Source organism: Pseudomonas sp. IAC-BECa141, assembly GCF_020544405.1.
Lineage (GTDB): Bacteria > Pseudomonadota > Gammaproteobacteria > Pseudomonadales > Pseudomonadaceae > Aquipseudomonas.
Genome location: NZ_CP065410.1, coordinates 5358286 through 5373737, shown reverse-complemented (window position 1 = coordinate 5373737; position 15452 = coordinate 5358286). Strand labels below are relative to the sequence as shown.

The 15452-nt window shown below is 62.4% G+C and carries 14 protein-coding genes; 10 read left to right on the top strand and 4 right to left on the bottom strand.

Annotated elements, in window-relative coordinates; genetic code table 11:
* Positions 1–43: 43 nt before the first annotated feature.
* On the top strand, positions 44–2563 hold the full coding sequence (gene hrpB / locus I5961_RS24625) for an ATP-dependent helicase HrpB (RefSeq protein WP_227233620.1): 2520 nt from the start codon (positions 44–46) through the stop codon (positions 2561–2563).
* Between the two features lie 3 nt (positions 2564–2566).
* Here the strand turns inward: hrpB and I5961_RS24620 are convergent, their stop codons facing one another.
* Positions 2567–3481, bottom strand: a complete 915-nt coding sequence (locus I5961_RS24620; protein WP_085697589.1) for a LysR family transcriptional regulator — start codon at positions 3479–3481, stop codon at positions 2567–2569.
* Positions 3482–3721: 240 nt separating this feature from the next.
* Between I5961_RS24620 and I5961_RS24615 the strand changes: the two genes are divergently transcribed.
* The 5 genes from I5961_RS24615 to I5961_RS24595 all read left to right on the top strand — a co-directional run bounded on the left by I5961_RS24615 (position 3722) and on the right by I5961_RS24595 (position 9635).
* The gene (locus I5961_RS24615) at positions 3722–5215 is read left to right on the top strand and encodes an aldehyde dehydrogenase (protein ID WP_227233619.1); all 1494 of its coding nucleotides are present in this window, start codon (positions 3722–3724) and stop codon (positions 5213–5215) included.
* A gap of 32 nt (positions 5216–5247) precedes the next feature.
* Positions 5248–6618 carry an aspartate aminotransferase family protein gene (locus I5961_RS24610; RefSeq protein ID WP_085703122.1) on the top strand — a complete coding sequence of 457 codons (1371 nt, stop codon included), beginning with the start codon at positions 5248–5250 and terminating at the stop codon, positions 6616–6618.
* Positions 6619–7019: 401 nt separating this feature from the next.
* Positions 7020–7997: an ABC transporter substrate-binding protein gene (locus I5961_RS24605; RefSeq protein ID WP_085703124.1), complete on the top strand. Its 978-nt coding sequence runs from the start codon at positions 7020–7022 to the stop codon at positions 7995–7997.
* Positions 7998–8007: 10 nt separating this feature from the next.
* Positions 8008–8811 carry an ABC transporter permease gene (locus I5961_RS24600; RefSeq protein WP_227233617.1) on the top strand — a complete coding sequence of 268 codons (804 nt, stop codon included), beginning with the start codon at positions 8008–8010 and terminating at the stop codon, positions 8809–8811.
* The gene (locus I5961_RS24595; protein ID WP_085697584.1) at positions 8799–9635 is read left to right on the top strand and encodes an ABC transporter ATP-binding protein; all 837 of its coding nucleotides are present in this window, start codon (positions 8799–8801) and stop codon (positions 9633–9635) included. The genes I5961_RS24600 and I5961_RS24595 overlap by 13 nt, the downstream gene beginning before the upstream one ends.
* 2 nt (positions 9636–9637) lie before the next feature.
* On the opposite strand, the gene I5961_RS24590 is transcribed toward I5961_RS24595, so the two are convergent.
* Together I5961_RS24590 and I5961_RS24585 are read right to left on the bottom strand one after the other, a co-directional pair.
* A complete protein-coding gene (locus I5961_RS24590; RefSeq protein ID WP_227233616.1) occupies positions 9638–10714 on the bottom strand; it encodes an endonuclease/exonuclease/phosphatase family protein in 1077 nt (358 codons plus the stop codon).
* Between the two features lie 74 nt (positions 10715–10788).
* Positions 10789–11463 (bottom strand): YciC family protein, encoded by a 675-nt coding sequence (locus I5961_RS24585; RefSeq protein WP_085697582.1) that lies wholly within the window; start codon positions 11461–11463, stop codon positions 10789–10791.
* 178 nt (positions 11464–11641) lie between these two features.
* Between I5961_RS24585 and I5961_RS24580 the strand changes: the two genes are divergently transcribed.
* From I5961_RS24580 to I5961_RS24570, 3 genes are all read left to right on the top strand, one after another.
* Entirely contained in the window at positions 11642–12400 is a 759-nt protein-coding gene (locus I5961_RS24580) for a DUF2076 domain-containing protein (RefSeq protein WP_129972479.1), read from the top strand.
* 137 nt (positions 12401–12537) lie between these two features.
* Positions 12538–13017, top strand: coding sequence for an NYN domain-containing protein (locus tag I5961_RS24575; RefSeq protein WP_007958730.1), 480 nt, complete (start codon positions 12538–12540; stop codon positions 13015–13017).
* A gap of 40 nt (positions 13018–13057) precedes the next feature.
* Entirely contained in the window at positions 13058–13663 is a 606-nt protein-coding gene (locus tag I5961_RS24570; protein WP_227233614.1) for a PolC-type DNA polymerase III, read from the top strand.
* 178 nt (positions 13664–13841) lie between these two features.
* Here I5961_RS24570 and I5961_RS24565 read toward each other — a convergent pair whose 3' ends face one another.
* Positions 13842–14294: an Lrp/AsnC family transcriptional regulator gene (locus I5961_RS24565; protein WP_085697579.1), complete on the bottom strand. Its 453-nt coding sequence runs from the start codon at positions 14292–14294 to the stop codon at positions 13842–13844.
* A gap of 163 nt (positions 14295–14457) precedes the next feature.
* Here I5961_RS24565 and yedA point away from each other — a divergent pair, with 163 nt between their 5' ends.
* The gene (gene yedA / locus I5961_RS24560; RefSeq protein ID WP_227233612.1) at positions 14458–15408 is read left to right on the top strand and encodes a drug/metabolite exporter YedA; all 951 of its coding nucleotides are present in this window, start codon (positions 14458–14460) and stop codon (positions 15406–15408) included.
* Positions 15409–15452 lie beyond the last annotated feature (44 nt).

Sequence of the window (15452 nt, the reverse complement as noted above, 5' to 3'; positions counted from 1 at the left end):
TGGCAGTTCGCCGTTATACTCGCGGCTCTGCTTTGGAGCCAGTATGAATTCGTTGCCAATCGATGAAGTTTTACCCGCCCTGCGTGAAGCGTTGGCGACACGCCATGAAGCCGTGCTCGAAGCACCGCCCGGCGCCGGTAAAACCACCCGCGTGCCTTTGGCCCTGCTCAATGAAGCGTGGTTGAACGGGCAGACCATTCTGATGCTCGAACCGCGTCGGCTGGCCGCCCGCGCAGCGGCGGAACGGCTGGCCAGCGAGCTGGGCGAGAAGGTCGGTGAAACCGTCGGTTATCGCATCCGCCTCGACAGCAAGGTCGGCCCCGACACGCGCATCGAAGTGGTCACCGAAGGCATCCTCACCCGGCGCTTGCAGGACGACCCGGCGCTGGAGGGCGTGGGTCTGCTGATCTTCGACGAATTCCACGAGCGCAGCCTCGACGCCGATCTGGCGCTGGCCCTCAGTCTGAACGGTCGCGAGCTGTTTCGAGCTGAACAGCCGCTGAAGATTCTGCTGATGTCCGCCACCCTTGAGGGCGAACGTCTTGCCGGCTTGCTCGACGACGCGCCGATCCTGCGCAGCGAAGGCCGGATGTTCCCGGTGACGATGCGCTGGGGCCGGCCGTTCCAGCCGGGCGAATACATCGATCAACGCGTCACGCAAACGGTACTCGAAGCCCTGCACGATGAAGCCGGCAGCCTGTTGGTGTTCCTGCCGGGGCAGGCGGAAATCCGGCGTGTTCATCAGCAACTGTCGGACGCCATCGGTGAGCGCAGCGACATCCTGCTCTGTCCGTTGCACGGCGAACTCGACCTGAATGCGCAACGCGCCGCCATCGACCCGGCGCCCGCTGGCCAGCGCAAAGTGGTGCTGGCCACCAACATCGCCGAGACCAGCCTGACCATCAACGGCGTGCGCGTGGTAATCGACGCCGGGCTGGCGCGGGTGCCGCGTTTCGATCCGGGCAGCGGCATGACTCGCCTCGACACTCAACGTATCTCCAAAGCCAGTGCCACCCAGCGCGCGGGCCGGGCCGGGCGTCTGGAACCGGGCGTGTGTTATCGCCTGTGGTCGCAGGATCAGCATGAACAACTGGCGGCTTATGGCAGTGCGGAAATCCTCTCGGCGGATCTGGCCGGGCTGGCCTTGCAACTCGGACGCTGGGGCGTGGCGCCGAGTGATCTGATCTGGCTCGACGTACCGCCAGCCGCCGCGTATGCACAGGCTCAGGATTTGTTGCAGCGCCTCGGTGCGCTGGACGGTGAAAGTCTCAACCGTCATGGTCAGGCCATGGCTGAATTGCCGGCCCATCCGCGCATCGCCCATTTGCTGTTGCGCGGTCAGGCGCTGGGGCTGGCGGACATGGCGTGCGACGTTGCCGCGTTGCTCGGTGAGCGCGACATTTTGCGCGGCGCCGGAGCGGATCTGCACAGTCGTCTGGCGCTGCTGTCCGGCGAAGAACGTGCGGCGCGCGGTGCCCAGGGAGGTGTGCAGCGCGCCCGACAACTGGCGCGGCAATATCGTGGCTACCTGCGCGGGCAACCGAGCGAACCGGTCAGCGATCCCGATCATCCACGCTGGCTCGGCGCCTTGCTGGCACTGGCCTACCCGGATCGCGTCGCCCAGCAGCGGCGTGCCGGAGGTGCCGAATATCGTCTGGCCAACGGCCGCGCGGCGTTGTTCGCCGAAGCCGACAGCCTTATGAAGGAGCCGTGGATCGTCATCGCCGACCTCGGCAGTCGCCAAGGTCAACGTGAAGAACGGATTTATCTGGCGGCGGATTTCGATCCGGTGCTGTTCGATTCGGTGCTGGCCGAACAGGTGCACACCGTCGATCAACTGGACTGGGATGAACGTGAAGGCGTGTTGCGCGCCGAGCGTCAGCGCAAGGTCGGCGAACTGATCCTCAGCCGTGAACCGCTGACCGGTCTCGACGAAAACGCCCGCAGCCAGGCGCTGGTCAATCTGGTGCGACGCAAAGGTCTGGAACTGCTGCCGTGGACCCCGGAACTGCGCCAATGGCAGGCGCGAGTCGCGCTGTTGCGCCAGCTCGATCTGGACGCCAGGGGCGACAGCCAATGGCCGGATGTCAGCGACGCGACGCTGCTGAAAACCCTCGAAGACTGGCTGATGCCTTATCTGGGCAAAGTCTCGCGCCTCAGCCATTTCGCCAACCTCGACCTGTCGAGCATCGTGCGTAATCTGCTGCCATGGCCACTGCCGCAACAGCTCGACGAACAGGCACCGCATCACCTGAGCGTGCCGTCGGGCTCGTCGATTCGCCTCGACTACAGCGAGCAACCACCGATTCTCGCCGTGCGCTTGCAGGAGTTGTTCGGCCTCGCCGACACACCGCGCATTGCTGGCGGCCGGCAAGTGGTCAAGCTGCACCTGCTATCCCCGGCTCGGCGCCCGGTTCAGGTGACGCAGGATCTGGCCAACTTCTGGCGCAGCACCTATGCCGAGGTGAAGAAGGATCTGAAGGGGCGGTATCCAAAACACTATTGGCCGGATGACCCATTGGTGGCCGAAGCCACTGCACGAGCCAAACCGCGCGGTACGTGAGGGTCAGCGACCAGCCTTCGCCGTCAGCTGCTCCCGACAATAATCGGCAAACAACTGCGCCGGTTTGGTCAGTTGTCCGCGCTTGAGCCACGCGGCCACGAGGCCTGAACCGGTGACGTCTTCGACGATGTCGACGCACACGACTTTCTTGCCGTCGTAGGTGCATTCCGAATGTGGGCGGGTGACCAGGATCGAGAAGCCGAAGCCCTGGCCGACCATGCCGCGCACCATTTCGATCGAGGGCGAGCTGAACTCGATGCGTGGCGACAGGCCTAGTTCTTCGAACAGGCTGACGAAGTAGGTGCGGCTCGGTTGTACGTCGAGCAGGATCATCGGTTCCAGGCACAAGTCCCGCAGCGAAACCTGCTTGAGCTGGGCGAAGCGGTGATCTGCCGGAAGCAGCGCGTAAGGCCGCTGGGCCGGCATCAAGGGCTCGGTTTCGATGGTGGCGTCGAGGTCGTGCTTGTACAGGATTGCCAGGTCGAAGGTGCCCGAGGTCAGGCCCTGCACCAGTTCCTGTTGTTCGCCGTCGCGGATGCGGATTTTCACCCCCGGATAGAGCGCCGAGAAGCCGGCAATCAGTTGCGGCAAATACAGCGGCGCCACCGTTTCAAAACAGCCGATATCGATCTGCCCGGCCACCACATCGTTGTCGGCGAGGGCGTTCTGTTCGAACTCCTTGGCCATGCGCAGCAGTTCCTGGGCCTTGCGGAAAAAACGCGCGCCGCTCGGTGTCAGAGACACGCCCTGAGCGTGATGGCGGATCAGCAGTTGCACGCCGAAGCTGTCTTCCAGCCCCTTGATTGCCGTGGAAATCGCCGGTTGCGCGATGTACAGCTTGCGCGACGCTTCGGCGACGCTGCCGCATTCGACGGTAGTGATGAAGTATTTCAACTGACGCAGGTTGTAAGCGGCCACGGTGAACCTCAAAGCGAACGGATTTCACATCCAAGCAATTTGTAAGCCGCCGGCCTCCGTTCTGTCAGCGGTTTTTTTTGTCCCTGAACAATAGCCCCATACGCGCGCGAAGGGGCTGTCGGCTGGTTACCTTTTTTATTGTCTGCGAAGACATTTTTACTGGTTTTAGCGCGCGCGGGCCTGAGCGACTATCGATCCCGCACTGTTTACAAAAGAACAAAAGTCCAAGGAGCAACCACCGTGTTCGAGCTTGCAGACTGGCAGCGCAAGGCCGCTGCGTTGAGCTATCCGTACCAGGCCGTGATCGACGGCAAACTGCGTGCGGCGCAGTCGGGGCAGACCTTTGCCGCGATCAACCCGGCCACCGGCCAGTTTCTGGCAGACGTCGCCGCGTGCGGTGAAAAGGATGTCGACTCGGCGGTGCAGAATGCGCGACAGGTGTTCGAAGCTGGCACGTGGGCCGGGCGTTCACCGACCGAGCGCAAGCAGGTGCTGCTGCGGCTGGCGGATCTGATTCTGGCCCATCGCGAAGAGCTGGCCCTGCTCGATTCGCTGAACATGGGCAAACCGGTGACGGACGCTTACAACATCGACGTGCCGGGCGCCGCCGGGGTGTTCCGCTGGTACGCCGAAAGCCTCGACAAACTCTACGATCAGGTCGCTCCCAGTGCGTCGAACGTGCTGGCGACCATCACCCGCGAGGCGCTGGGCGTGGTCGCTGCGGTGGTGCCTTGGAATTTCCCGCTGGACATGGCCGCGTGGAAACTTGCACCGGCGCTGGCGGCGGGCAACTCGGTGATCCTCAAACCTGCCGAGCAATCGCCGCTCTCCGCCTTGCGTCTGGCCGAGCTGGCGCTGGAAGCCGGGCTACCGGCCGGCGTATTGAACGTGCTGCCGGGTCTCGGCGAACAGGCCGGCAAAGCGTTGGGCCTGCACCCGGATGTGGATTGTCTGGTGTTCACCGGCTCGACTCAGGTCGGCAAATATTTCATGCAGTACTCCGCGCAGTCGAATCTCAAGCAGGTCTGGCTGGAGTGCGGCGGCAAGAGTGCCAACCTGGTGTTTGCCGATTGCAAGGATCTGGATCTGGCGGCGCAGAAAGCCGCGTTCGGGATCTTCTTCAATCAGGGCGAAGTCTGCTCGGCCAACTCGCGGTTGCTGGTGGAGCGCTCGATTCACGATGAGTTCGTCGAGCGACTGAAAGCTCAGGCCGAGCGCTGGCAGCCGGGCGATCCGCTGGACCCGGCGAGTGCAGCCGGGGCGATCGTCGATACCCGTCAGACCGAAAGCATTCTGCGCTTCATTCATCAGGCCGAGCGTGAAGGCGCGACCCGCGTCTGCGGCGGGCGGCAGCTGAGTTTCAACGGCTCGGACAACTTCGTTCAGCCGACGATTTTCACCGACGTGCAGCCGCACATGAGCCTGTTTCGCGAAGAAGTGTTCGGCCCGGTGCTGGCGGTGACTGCGTTCGATGACGAGGCCCACGCCTTGCAACTGGCCAACGACAGCGTCTACGGTCTGGCGGCGTCGCTGTGGACTGACGATCTGCACCGCGCCCATCGAGTGGCGCGGCAATTGCGAGCCGGTACGGTGTCGGTCAACAGCGTCGATGCGCTGGACGTGACCGTGCCGTTCGGCGGCGGCAAACAATCCGGTTTCGGCCGCGATCTGTCGCTGCACTCGTTCGACAAATACACCCAGTTGAAAACCACCTGGTTTCAACTGCGCTCATGACAGCCGCTCACAACAAAAAAGGAGATCCGGCGATGACCACCTCACGTGAAACCCGCGACTACCAGGCCGCCGATGCAGCGCACCACATTCATGCGTTCGTCGACCAGAAGGCCCTCAACGACGAAGGCCCACGGGTGATGGTGCGCGGTGATCGCCTGCACCTGTGGGACAACGACGGTCGGCGCTACCTCGACGGCATGTCCGGGCTGTGGTGCACCAACCTCGGTTACGGGCGAAAAGACCTGAACGCGGCGGCGAGCCGGCAGCTGGAGCAGTTGCCGTACTACAACATGTTTTTCCACACCACCCACCCGCAGGTGATCGAGCTCTCCGAGCTGTTGTTCAGCCTGCTGCCGGGGCACTACAGCCACGCGATCTACACCAACTCCGGCTCCGAGGCCAACGAGGTGCTGATCCGTACCGTGCGCCGTTACTGGCAGGTGCTGGGCAAGCCCGAGAAGAAAATCATGATCGGCCGCTGGAACGGCTACCACGGTTCGACCCTCGCGGCGACGGCCCTCGGCGGCATGAAGTTCATGCACGAAATGGGCGGGATGATTCCCGACATCGCGCACATCGACGAGCCGTACTTCTTCGCCCACGAAGGCAACCTGACCCCGGCGGAATTCGGCCTGCGGGCGGCGCAGCAGCTGGAAGCGAAGATCCTCGAACTGGGCGCCGACAAGGTCGCCGGCTTCATCGCCGAACCGTTCCAGGGCGCGGGCGGGATGATCTTCCCGCCGGAAAGCTACTGGCCGGAAATCCAGCGCATCTGCCGCAAGTACGACGTGCTGTTGTGCGCCGATGAAGTGATCGGCGGCTTCGGTCGTACCGGCGAATGGTTCGCTCACGAATACTTCGGTTTCGAGCCGGACACCCTGTCCATCGCCAAGGGTTTGACCTCCGGTTACATCCCGATGGGTGGCCTGATCCTGTCGAAGAAAATGGCCGACGTGCTGGTGGAGCAGGGCGGCGTGTTCGCCCACGGCCTGACCTATTCCGGGCACCCGGTGGCGGCAGCGGTGGCGATTGCCAACCTCAAGGCCTTGCGCGATGAAGGCGTGGTGACGCGGGTCAAGGATGACATCGGCCCGTACCTGCAACAGTGCCTGCGCGAGGTGTTCGGCAATCATCCGCTGGTAGGTGACATTCAGGGCACGGGCATGGTCGCGGCGCTGCAACTGGCGGAAGACAAGGCCACGCGCAAACGCTTTGCCAATGAAAACGACATCGCCTGGCGCTGCCGCACGATCGGGTTTGAAGAAGGAGTGATCATTCGCTCGACCCTGGGGCGGATGATCATGGCGCCGGCGTTGATTGCCAGCCGTGAAGAGATTGACGAGCTGGTGGGCAAGACCTTGAAAGCGCTGGATCGTACGGCGCAGGAATACGGTCGCCTCTAACCCCCCGGATCGCTCGTTCCGTGTCCTGATCGTTCCCACGCTCTGCGTGGGAATGCCTCAAGGGACGCTCCGCGTTCCAGCTCTCGAATGGGACGCAGAGCGTCCTGGGCTGCATTCCCACGCAGAGCGTGGGAACGATCTCCGCCAGACTTTTTCCCAATCTGCACCCACCTCGGGCACCCCCGCCTGCCGCGCCCTTTCGCGGTGCGCACTACCCAGTTTTTTCATCGTTCGCGTCTAACTATTTCCTCGTTTTCCTGACGCCAAGCCTGGGTCAACATCGATTTCGCCAGCCAGGGCATTGCCCGCCAGAGTCCGACAGAGACCGCAGCGTGCAATCGCGACACCCCGGCTGGCCGTACTGCCCATGACAACTAAATCAACAGCGTTGGGAGTGCTCCATGAACAAGTCCTTGTTTACCCGTCTTGCATGTCCTCTGGCGATTTCCGCCCTCTGTGTCACCGCCGCTCAGGCCGGCACCTTGTCGATCGGCCATACCACGTGGGTCGGTTACGGCACTCTGTACCTGGCTCAGGATCTGGGCTACTTCAAGGAAAACGGCCTGACCGTCGAATTGCCGGTGGTCGAAGAGGCGTCGATGTACATGGCCGCCCAGGCGTCCGGGCAATTGTCCGGCTCGGCTTCGACCATTGATGAAGTGCTCAAGTACCGTCCGCAGTTCTGCTTCAAGGCCGTGGCGGCGCTGGATGACAGTCATGGCGGCGATGGCGTGCTGGTGGGTAAAAACGTGAAGAGCCTGCAAGAGCTCAAGGGCCAGGCCGTGGCCGTCAACGAAGGGTCGACCTCGCAGTTCTGGCTCTCGTACCTGCTGAAAAAGAACGGCATGAGCATGAGCGACATCACCGTACAGAACATGACCGCCGACGATGCCGCCACCGCGTTCATCGCCGGTCGCGTGCCGGCCGCCGTGACCTGGGAGCCGCATCTGTCGATGGTGCGCGACAAGCAGCAGGGCAAGGTGCTGATCGACAGCAGCAGTACGCCGGGCGTGATCGTCGATGTGGTGGCGCTCAACTGCACGGTGATCGAGAAGCAGCCGGAGGACGTCAAGGCGCTGGTCGCCGGTCTCTACAAAGCCGTGCAGTACACCAAGGATCATCCACAGAAAGCCTACGAAATCATGGCCAAGGGCGTCGGTGGTTACCTGTCCGATCCGAAGGAACTGGCCGCCGCCGCGCAAGGCGTGCGCTTCTACGATCAGGCCATGAGCGAGAAGTTGCTGGGCAAACCGGGCGCGCCGGGTGACAGCGCACCGCTGATCAAACTGGCCAACGAAACCGCCAGCGAATTGCAGGGCAAGCCCTACAACGTCAGCAACGACGATCTGGTGGATAACCGTTTCGTCAGCCCGCTCTAGGAGACTGGTCATGTTCAAGCGCAATTCATGGCTGAGCCGCTGCATCACGCCGAAGACCGGATTGCCGGTGCCGGTGGTGTGGAGCGCCAGCGGTCTGGCCTGGGTGTTGCTGGTCGGCCTGTGGGCCGGGTTGTCCTACGGCGGCATCGTGCCGGGGATGTTCCTGCCCACGCCCGGCGGGGTGGTTGAGGCCGCCGTGCGCCTCAGCCGCGACGGCACTCTTGGCCAGCATGTCTGGGCCAGTGTCGAAGTGGTGATGGTCGGTTTCATCGTGTCGTCGCTGGTGGCTGTGCCGCTGGGCTTGCTGATGGGCAGCTTCCGCATCGTCCAGGCGTTCCTCGAACCGCTGGTCAACTTCATCCGCTACCTGCCGGTGACCTCGTTCGTGCCGCTGTTCATCCTGTGGATCGGCATCGGTCTGGAGCAACGGGTGTCGGTGATCATCTTCGGCGTGTTCTTCCAGCAACTGGTGATGATCGCCGACGTGTCCAAAGGCATCTCCAAGGACTTGATCAACGCCTCCTACACCCTCGGCTCCAACCGGCGTGACGCGGTGCTGCATGTGATCGCCCCGGCGTCGTTACCCGGCGTGCTCGACACCTTGCGGGTGACCATGGGCTGGGCCTGGACCTATCTGGTGGTCGCCGAACTGGTCGCCGCGTCCAGCGGCCTCGGCTACTTGAGTCTCAAGGCCATGCGCGGCTTTCAGGTGGATGTGATTTTTCTCGCCATCGCGATCATCGGCCTGCTCGGCCTGGTCACCGATCAACTGTTTCGCTTCTTGCGTTTGAGGATTGCCGCATGGGCTCAGTAACCGCTGCCAACCGTCGTTTCATCGAGCCGGTCGCTGTACCGGCACACGCTGCGCCAAGGTTGCAGGTGGACAAGGTCAGCCTGCGCTACACCAAGCCCGGCGGCGGAACCTTCACCGCGCTTGAAGAAGTGTCGTTCGAAGTGCCGGATCAGCAGTTCGCGGTGCTGGTCGGGCCATCGGGCTGCGGCAAGTCGAGCCTGCTGTACCTCACCGCCGGCCTGGCCGAGCCAACCTCTGGCGAGATTTATGTCGGCGGCCAGCAAGTGCAGGGCCCCGGCGCGGATCGCGGGATGGTGTTCCAGAGCTACACGCTGTTCCCGTGGCTGACCGTGCGGCAGAACGTCGAGTTCGGCCTCAAGCGCCGGGGCATGCCGGCAGCGAAACGCAAGGAGATCGTCGATCACTATGTGCACGAAGTCGGCCTGTCGGGATTTGCCGACAACTACGCCAAGCAGTTGTCCGGCGGCATGATGCAGCGGGTGGCGATTGCCCGGGCCCTGGCCAACGACCCGCAGATCCTGCTGATGGACGAACCCTTCGGTGCCCTCGACAGCCAGACCCGTCTGCAAATGCAGCAACTGTTATTGCGGGTGTGGGGCAACAGCAAGAAGACCGTGCTGTTCGTCACCCACGACATCGACGAAGCGATCCTGCTGGGCGACCGGGTGTATGTGATGGGCGCCAGGCCTGGGCGGATCAAGCAGATTCTCGATGTGCCGATCGAACGTCCGCGCACGCTGGACATGGTGATGGAGCGCTCGTTCATCGACATGAAACGGCAGATCTTCGGGTTGTTGCACGACGATCTCGAAGAGGCTCATTGAGGTCAGTTGGGTGGCAGGAGGAACTTCGCAATCACCGGCAAATGATCGGAAATGCGCAAGGTATCGTCTTGCCGCACCGTGGCTTCGACCCGTTTGATCTTCGGGCTGTAGAACAGGTAATCGACCGTGCGATCCGGACCATTCAAGCCGGGATCGTTGGGGTAGTGGGTCAACCATTTGGCGCGGTCGATGCCGCCGGCTTCATTGTTGGTCGGGATCATCGGGTATCTGTCCCACAACAGGTGCAGCGCACTGTCCACGGAGTAGGGCGTGCGCTGTTCGACCGGCAGACGCCGGTACTGGCCGAGCGGCAACAGGTTGAAGTCGCCACCGATCAGCCACGGCGTGCCTTGGCTTTCGTGTTTGTCGAGGACCTTGGCCACCGCTGTCACCTGTGCCTGCAAGGTGTCGTCCGGCTGCGTGGCGCGATCCAGATGGGTGTTGAACACCACCAGTTGCCCGCCATCGCTGAGCGGCAGAGTGGTGGCGAGCAAGGCGTCTTTCGGCTGGAACTGACGGCTGATGATGTTCGCCGGCTGCACCGGCAATTGCAGGCGTTCGGCGTGTTCGATGCGGTAGCGGCTGAGGGTGGCGAGTTGCCGGCCGACGCTGCCGAAAATGTGCGGATCCGGGACGAAATCGGCCTTCCAGTCAAAGGCGTGAGCGCTGCACGGGTAGAGGTCGGTCAGGCGCTCCTGCAGCAGCTTGAGCTGGTTCTGATAGTCGCTGGCCTTGGCGCCGTCATCGAGTTCCTGCAACAGCACCACGTCGGGCTGTTCGTCGCGGATAACCCGCGCCACTTCATCGAGGCTGAACGCCATGTCTTCCGGGGTCGGGGCTTCGTCGTCGCCTTGCGCCAGATCATTCCAGAACACGTAGCGCTTGCCGGCCAGGTATTGCACGTTCCAGGTCATGACCTTCAAAGCCTGGCCGGGCACCAGCGTCGGCGGTTGCCCGGTGCAGCTGACCGGCAGGGTTTCCCGGGCGTCCGGGCGCCAGGTCAGGCTGTAGATCAGCGTGCCGATCAGGGCGGAGGCGAGCAATAGGGGCAACAGGATGTAGCGCAGTAGACGGGTCATGGCTCGGCTTGTAGCGATACGGAAGTGGTCCCGAGCATACCCGAGACCTGCCGCGTCACCCAAGCGCCGAGCGGTCAGACCATTCCGTCACGTTTGTCGGGCAATTCGCTGATCAGCATGAACAGGCGGAACAGCACCACGCTGGTGAACAGTTGCAGGAAGCTGTGGCCACTGTCGATCAGCACTGCGATCAACGGATTCTGCGGATCGGGATAGACCTGCAAAGTCAGGCCCTTGAGCAACCACAGCGGCCCCATCACACACAGGATGCACACCAGAATTCGCAGAAAATGCCCACGGCTCAGACGCAGGCTTTCCTTCATCGCCTGCAACGGACCATAACCGCGCAGCACCAGCAGGTATTCACCGAAAGCCAGAGTGACCATCAGCCACAGCCCCGGCAGGAAATACAGCGACAGTCCGAGCAGGATCAGCAACGTGTTCAGCGCAGTAAGAACGGCAAAGCGCGGCCACAGGCGAGCGGCCATCGCCAGCAAATCGCGGGTTTGCGGGGATTCGCCGCGGGTGCGGGCATCGAGAAACAGGATCAGCGCGGCGGTGTACAACGGATACACCAGCAGGCCGACGATCACGCTGATGGCCGAGTAACCGTCCGGGTCGCTGGCATGGTCGACCACCTGTTGCAGCGCGGCTTCGAAAATCACCAGCGGCAGACACAACTGGACGATCCGGCCCAGATTGCGTTTGAAGAAATACAGGGAGTCGCGCAGCACATCGAAGGCATTCATCAGTCGGTATCGCAGGTCAAAAACAGTGGCTCACTTTAACCGATGATCCGTTTCGCTGCGCAAACGTAAACGTTCGGTAAAGGTTATTGAAACATTCTGTTGCTGCCTCCATTACAGAGGAGCGCCTCCTCCGACGTGGACGAGGGCAACGTTATCCCCGGCAATCTACGAGGTCGCCATGAACAGCGAAGAACAAACCCTGATCGATGGACTGTTTTCCCGGCTGCAGCAGGCCGAAACGGAGGCAGCCCCGCGCGACGCCCAGGCTGAGGCGCGGATCAAGGAACACCTGACGCGCCAGCCGGCCGCAGGTTATTTCATGACCCAGGCGATTCTGGTGCAGGAGGCTGCCCTCAAGAGCCTCGACGAACAAAACAAGCAACTGACTCAACAGGTCAAGCAATTGCAGGCCGAACTGCAATCGGCCAAGGCGCAGAGCGCGCCGCCGGCCTCCAGCGGCGGTGGCTTCCTGTCGAGCATCTTCGGTGGCAGCAGCTCGCGCCCGGCGCCGACCCAGAGCGCCCCGACGTCCACCGGCGGCTGGCGTGAGCCGGCACCGCAGCAGAACTTCGGTGCGCCCGCGCCGCAACAGAACTTCGGCGCGCCACCACCGGGTTATGGTCAGCAGCAAGCAGCCCCGGCGGCCGGCAGCAGCTTTCTCGGCGGCGCCCTGAAAACCGCTGCCGGCGTGGCGGGTGGCGTGATGCTGGCACAAGGCATCAGCAGCCTGTTCCATCACAATCAGCAGCCGGAAGAAATCGTCGAAGTCATCAAGGAAGAGCCGGCCCAGGTCAACGACCAGAGCAACAACGGTTGGGGCGATGACCAGCGTATGGCCAACAACGACTCCTACGGTAATGATCAGGGCGGCTTCACCGACACCGACTACAGCGATGACAACTCATCGTTCTTCGATGACGACGATTCCTTCGTCTGATTCACCATTCGTCCGGGGCGCCTGATCGCCCCGGGCCGATTATTCGCGGAACCTTCCTTCGGGCTGGCATACTGAGCGCCTTTTTCGGGCCTGGTGCCTGATCCGGCTCATGCGCGTCAGCGCTCACAGGAACTCCGGTGAAAAAAATCGCAGTGTTCGCCGATGTGCAGAACCTCTACTACACCGTGCGTCAGGCCTATGGTTGCCACTTCAACTACGCGGCGCTGTGGGCGGATGTCAGCCAGCACGGGCAGATCGTCGAGGCCTACGCCTATGCGATCGACCGGGGCGACAGCAAACAGCAGCAGTTCCAGCAGATCCTGCGCAACCTCGGTTTCACCGTGAAACTCAAACCCTACATCCAGCGCAGCGACGGCTCGGCCAAGGGCGACTGGGACGTGGGCATCACCCTCGACATCATGGACGCCGCCGACCACGTCGACGAAATCGTCCTGGCCTCAGGTGATGGCGATTTCGACATGCTGCTCGAACGCATCATCAACAAACACGGCGTACAAGCGGTGGCCTATGGCGTTCCCGGCCTGACCGCCAACTCGCTGATCCGCGCCGCCAGCCGTTACGTGCCGATCGAAGGCGCACTGCTGTTGAAAAATTGAGCCCTGCTCAAGAATTGATTTAAACGGAGTACCACCCGGTTTGGAACGCATTGCAGTCATCGACTTTGAAACCACCGGCATCTCGCCGAGCAGCAGCTGCCGGGCCACGGAAATCGCCGTGGTCATGCTGGAAAACGGCCGCATCGTCGAGCGTTACCAGAGCCTGATGAACGCCGGCGTCCGCGTCCCGGCCTTCATCGAACAACTCACCGGCATCAGCAACGCCATGCTGCGCACCGCGCCTTCGGCCGAACAGGTGATGAACGAAGTCAACGAATTCGTCGGCTGCACGCCCCTGTTGGCGCACAACGCCGCGTTTGACCAGAAGTTCTGGGACTTCGAACTGGGCCGGATCAAACGCACCCGTTTGCAGAACTTTGCCTGTTCGCTGCTACTGGCTCGTCGTTTGATGCCGGCGGCGCCGAACCACAAGCTCGGTACGCTCACTACCTTCGCCCAACTGCCGCATACCGGCCAGGCGCACAGGGCGATGGCGGATGCGGAGATGGCGGCGAATTTGCTTGCGCATCTGGCGGATGAGTTGCGGCAGAAGCATGGGGTGCGGGAGTTGAGCCATGATTTGTTGTGCAAATTGCAGAAAGTCCCCGCCGCGAAGGTTGGCGAAACCTTGAGTCGATATCGCTGACAGCCGACGGGATCGACCGGTTCAAGGATTATCTTGCGGTATTGAATTGTGTGTTGATCGTTCCCACGCTCCGCGTGGGAATGCAGCCCGGGACGCTCCGCGTCCCTTCCAAAGCCGAACGCAGAGCGTCCGTTGAGGCATTCCCACGCAGAGCGTGGGAACGAGCGGGACGGGAAGGTTACTTTCCGTTGCCCTCGATATGCCCCAGCGGCACCCGCTTCTCTATCGCACTCGACAACACGATCGACGTCTTGCTGAACCCGAATTTCGCCAGCCGGTTGATCAGCTCTTCCAGCTCGGTCATCGAGCCCACGGCGGCCTGCATGATCACGCACGGGTCGCCGGTGACGCGGTGGCATTCGGTCAGTTGCGGGATACTGATCAGCTCCTCGTACACCTTCGGATTGCCGTGCTGGTTCAGGCGCAGTTCGATGACGCACTGGATCGGCAGGCCGAGCCTGGCCATGTCGACTTTGGCCGAGTAGCCGGTGATGACGCCGCTGGCCTCGAGTTTGGCCACGCGCTCGGCGACGGCGGGGGCGGAGAGGTTCACTTTGCGGGCGAGGTCGGCGTAGGACGCGCGACCGTTTTCGAGCAGGGCGCTGAGCAGCATGCGGTCGTATTTGTCCAAGGTCGGACTCCTGAAAATGGCAGACTTTCGAAATCGCGGTTTCGGCCGTCGATCTCCGTGTTTTCAAAAGTGTACCGGCGCTATAAACAGGTTTTGTAACTTATTTTTTGCGGTTGGCCTTTCTAGAATAACCAATCCCCTGAATCTGACTTTCGAGTTGCCCATGTCTGCCCTGCGCCGTTTTTCCTTGCCGTTGATCGCTGCGTTTTTTGCGTTGTACGTGATTTGGGGATCGACCTATCTGGTGATCCGCATCGGTGTCCAATACTGGCCGCCGCTGATGCTCGGCGGCGTGCGCTTCGTGATTGCCGGCACTCTGATGTACGCCTTCCTGCGCTGGCGCGGGGCACCGGCGCCGACCTGGGCGCAGTGGAAAGCGGCGGGGATCATCGGGATTCTGTTGCTGAGTTTCGGTAACGGCGCGGTGACGCTGGCCGAACACAGCGGCGTGGCATCGGGCGTTGCTGCGCTGGCGGTGGCGACGGTGCCGCTGTTCACTTTGCTCTGCGGTTATTTCTGGGGGGCGCGCAACACCCGTCTGGAGTGGGCCGGGGTGGTGATGGGGATTATCGGCATCGCGATGCTCAACATGGGCTCCAACCTGCAATCGAGCCCGCTGGGCGCGGCGCTGCTGATTTTTGCCGCGGCGAGCTGGGCGTTCGGCTCGGTGTGGAGCAAACACCTGCCATTGCCCCAGGGCGCGATGGCCAGTGCCGTGGAAATGCTGGTGGGCGGTGCGGTGCTGCTGATCGGCAGCGCGGCCAGTGGCGAACACCTGCAAGCCATGCCGCCGCTGGAAGGCTGGCTGGCGCTGGCGTACCTGATCTTCTTCGGCTCGATCATCGCCTTCAACGCCTACATGTATCTGTTGAAAAACGTTCGCCCGGCGGCGGCCACCAGTTATGCCTATGTGAACCCGGCGGTGGCGGTGTTGCTGGGGATTGTGTTTGTCGGCGAGACCATCGGCATCGAAGAGGCGCTGGCGATGCTGGTGATCATCGGCGCGGTGGTGCTGATCGGTCTGCCGCAGTGGCGGCGTCCTCGGCAGTTGCCGGTGGTCAGCGAGCCGGCTGCCCCAACGACGGCCATAGCGACGGAGCAGCGTGGGAATTAGGGTAAACTGCGCGTCATCGCATACTTGTTTTGCACAACCGCTCT

Coding starts and splice junctions, on each gene's coding strand:
- hrpB (WP_227233620.1), top strand. CDS start 44: ATGAATTCGTTGCCAATCGATGAAGTTTTACCCGCCCTGCGTGAAGCG.
- I5961_RS24610 (WP_085703122.1), top strand. CDS start 5,248: ATGACCACCTCACGTGAAACCCGCGACTACCAGGCCGCCGATGCAGCG.
- I5961_RS24605 (WP_085703124.1), top strand. CDS start 7,020: ATGAACAAGTCCTTGTTTACCCGTCTTGCATGTCCTCTGGCGATTTCC.
- I5961_RS24600 (WP_227233617.1), top strand. CDS start 8,008: ATGTTCAAGCGCAATTCATGGCTGAGCCGCTGCATCACGCCGAAGACC.
- I5961_RS24595 (WP_085697584.1), top strand. CDS start 8,799: ATGGGCTCAGTAACCGCTGCCAACCGTCGTTTCATCGAGCCGGTCGCT.
- I5961_RS24590 (WP_227233616.1), bottom strand. CDS start 10,714: ATGACCCGTCTACTGCGCTACATCCTGTTGCCCCTATTGCTCGCCTCC.
- I5961_RS24585 (WP_085697582.1), bottom strand. CDS start 11,463: ATGAATGCCTTCGATGTGCTGCGCGACTCCCTGTATTTCTTCAAACGC.
- I5961_RS24580 (WP_129972479.1), top strand. CDS start 11,642: ATGAACAGCGAAGAACAAACCCTGATCGATGGACTGTTTTCCCGGCTG.
- yedA (WP_227233612.1), top strand. CDS start 14,458: ATGTCTGCCCTGCGCCGTTTTTCCTTGCCGTTGATCGCTGCGTTTTTT.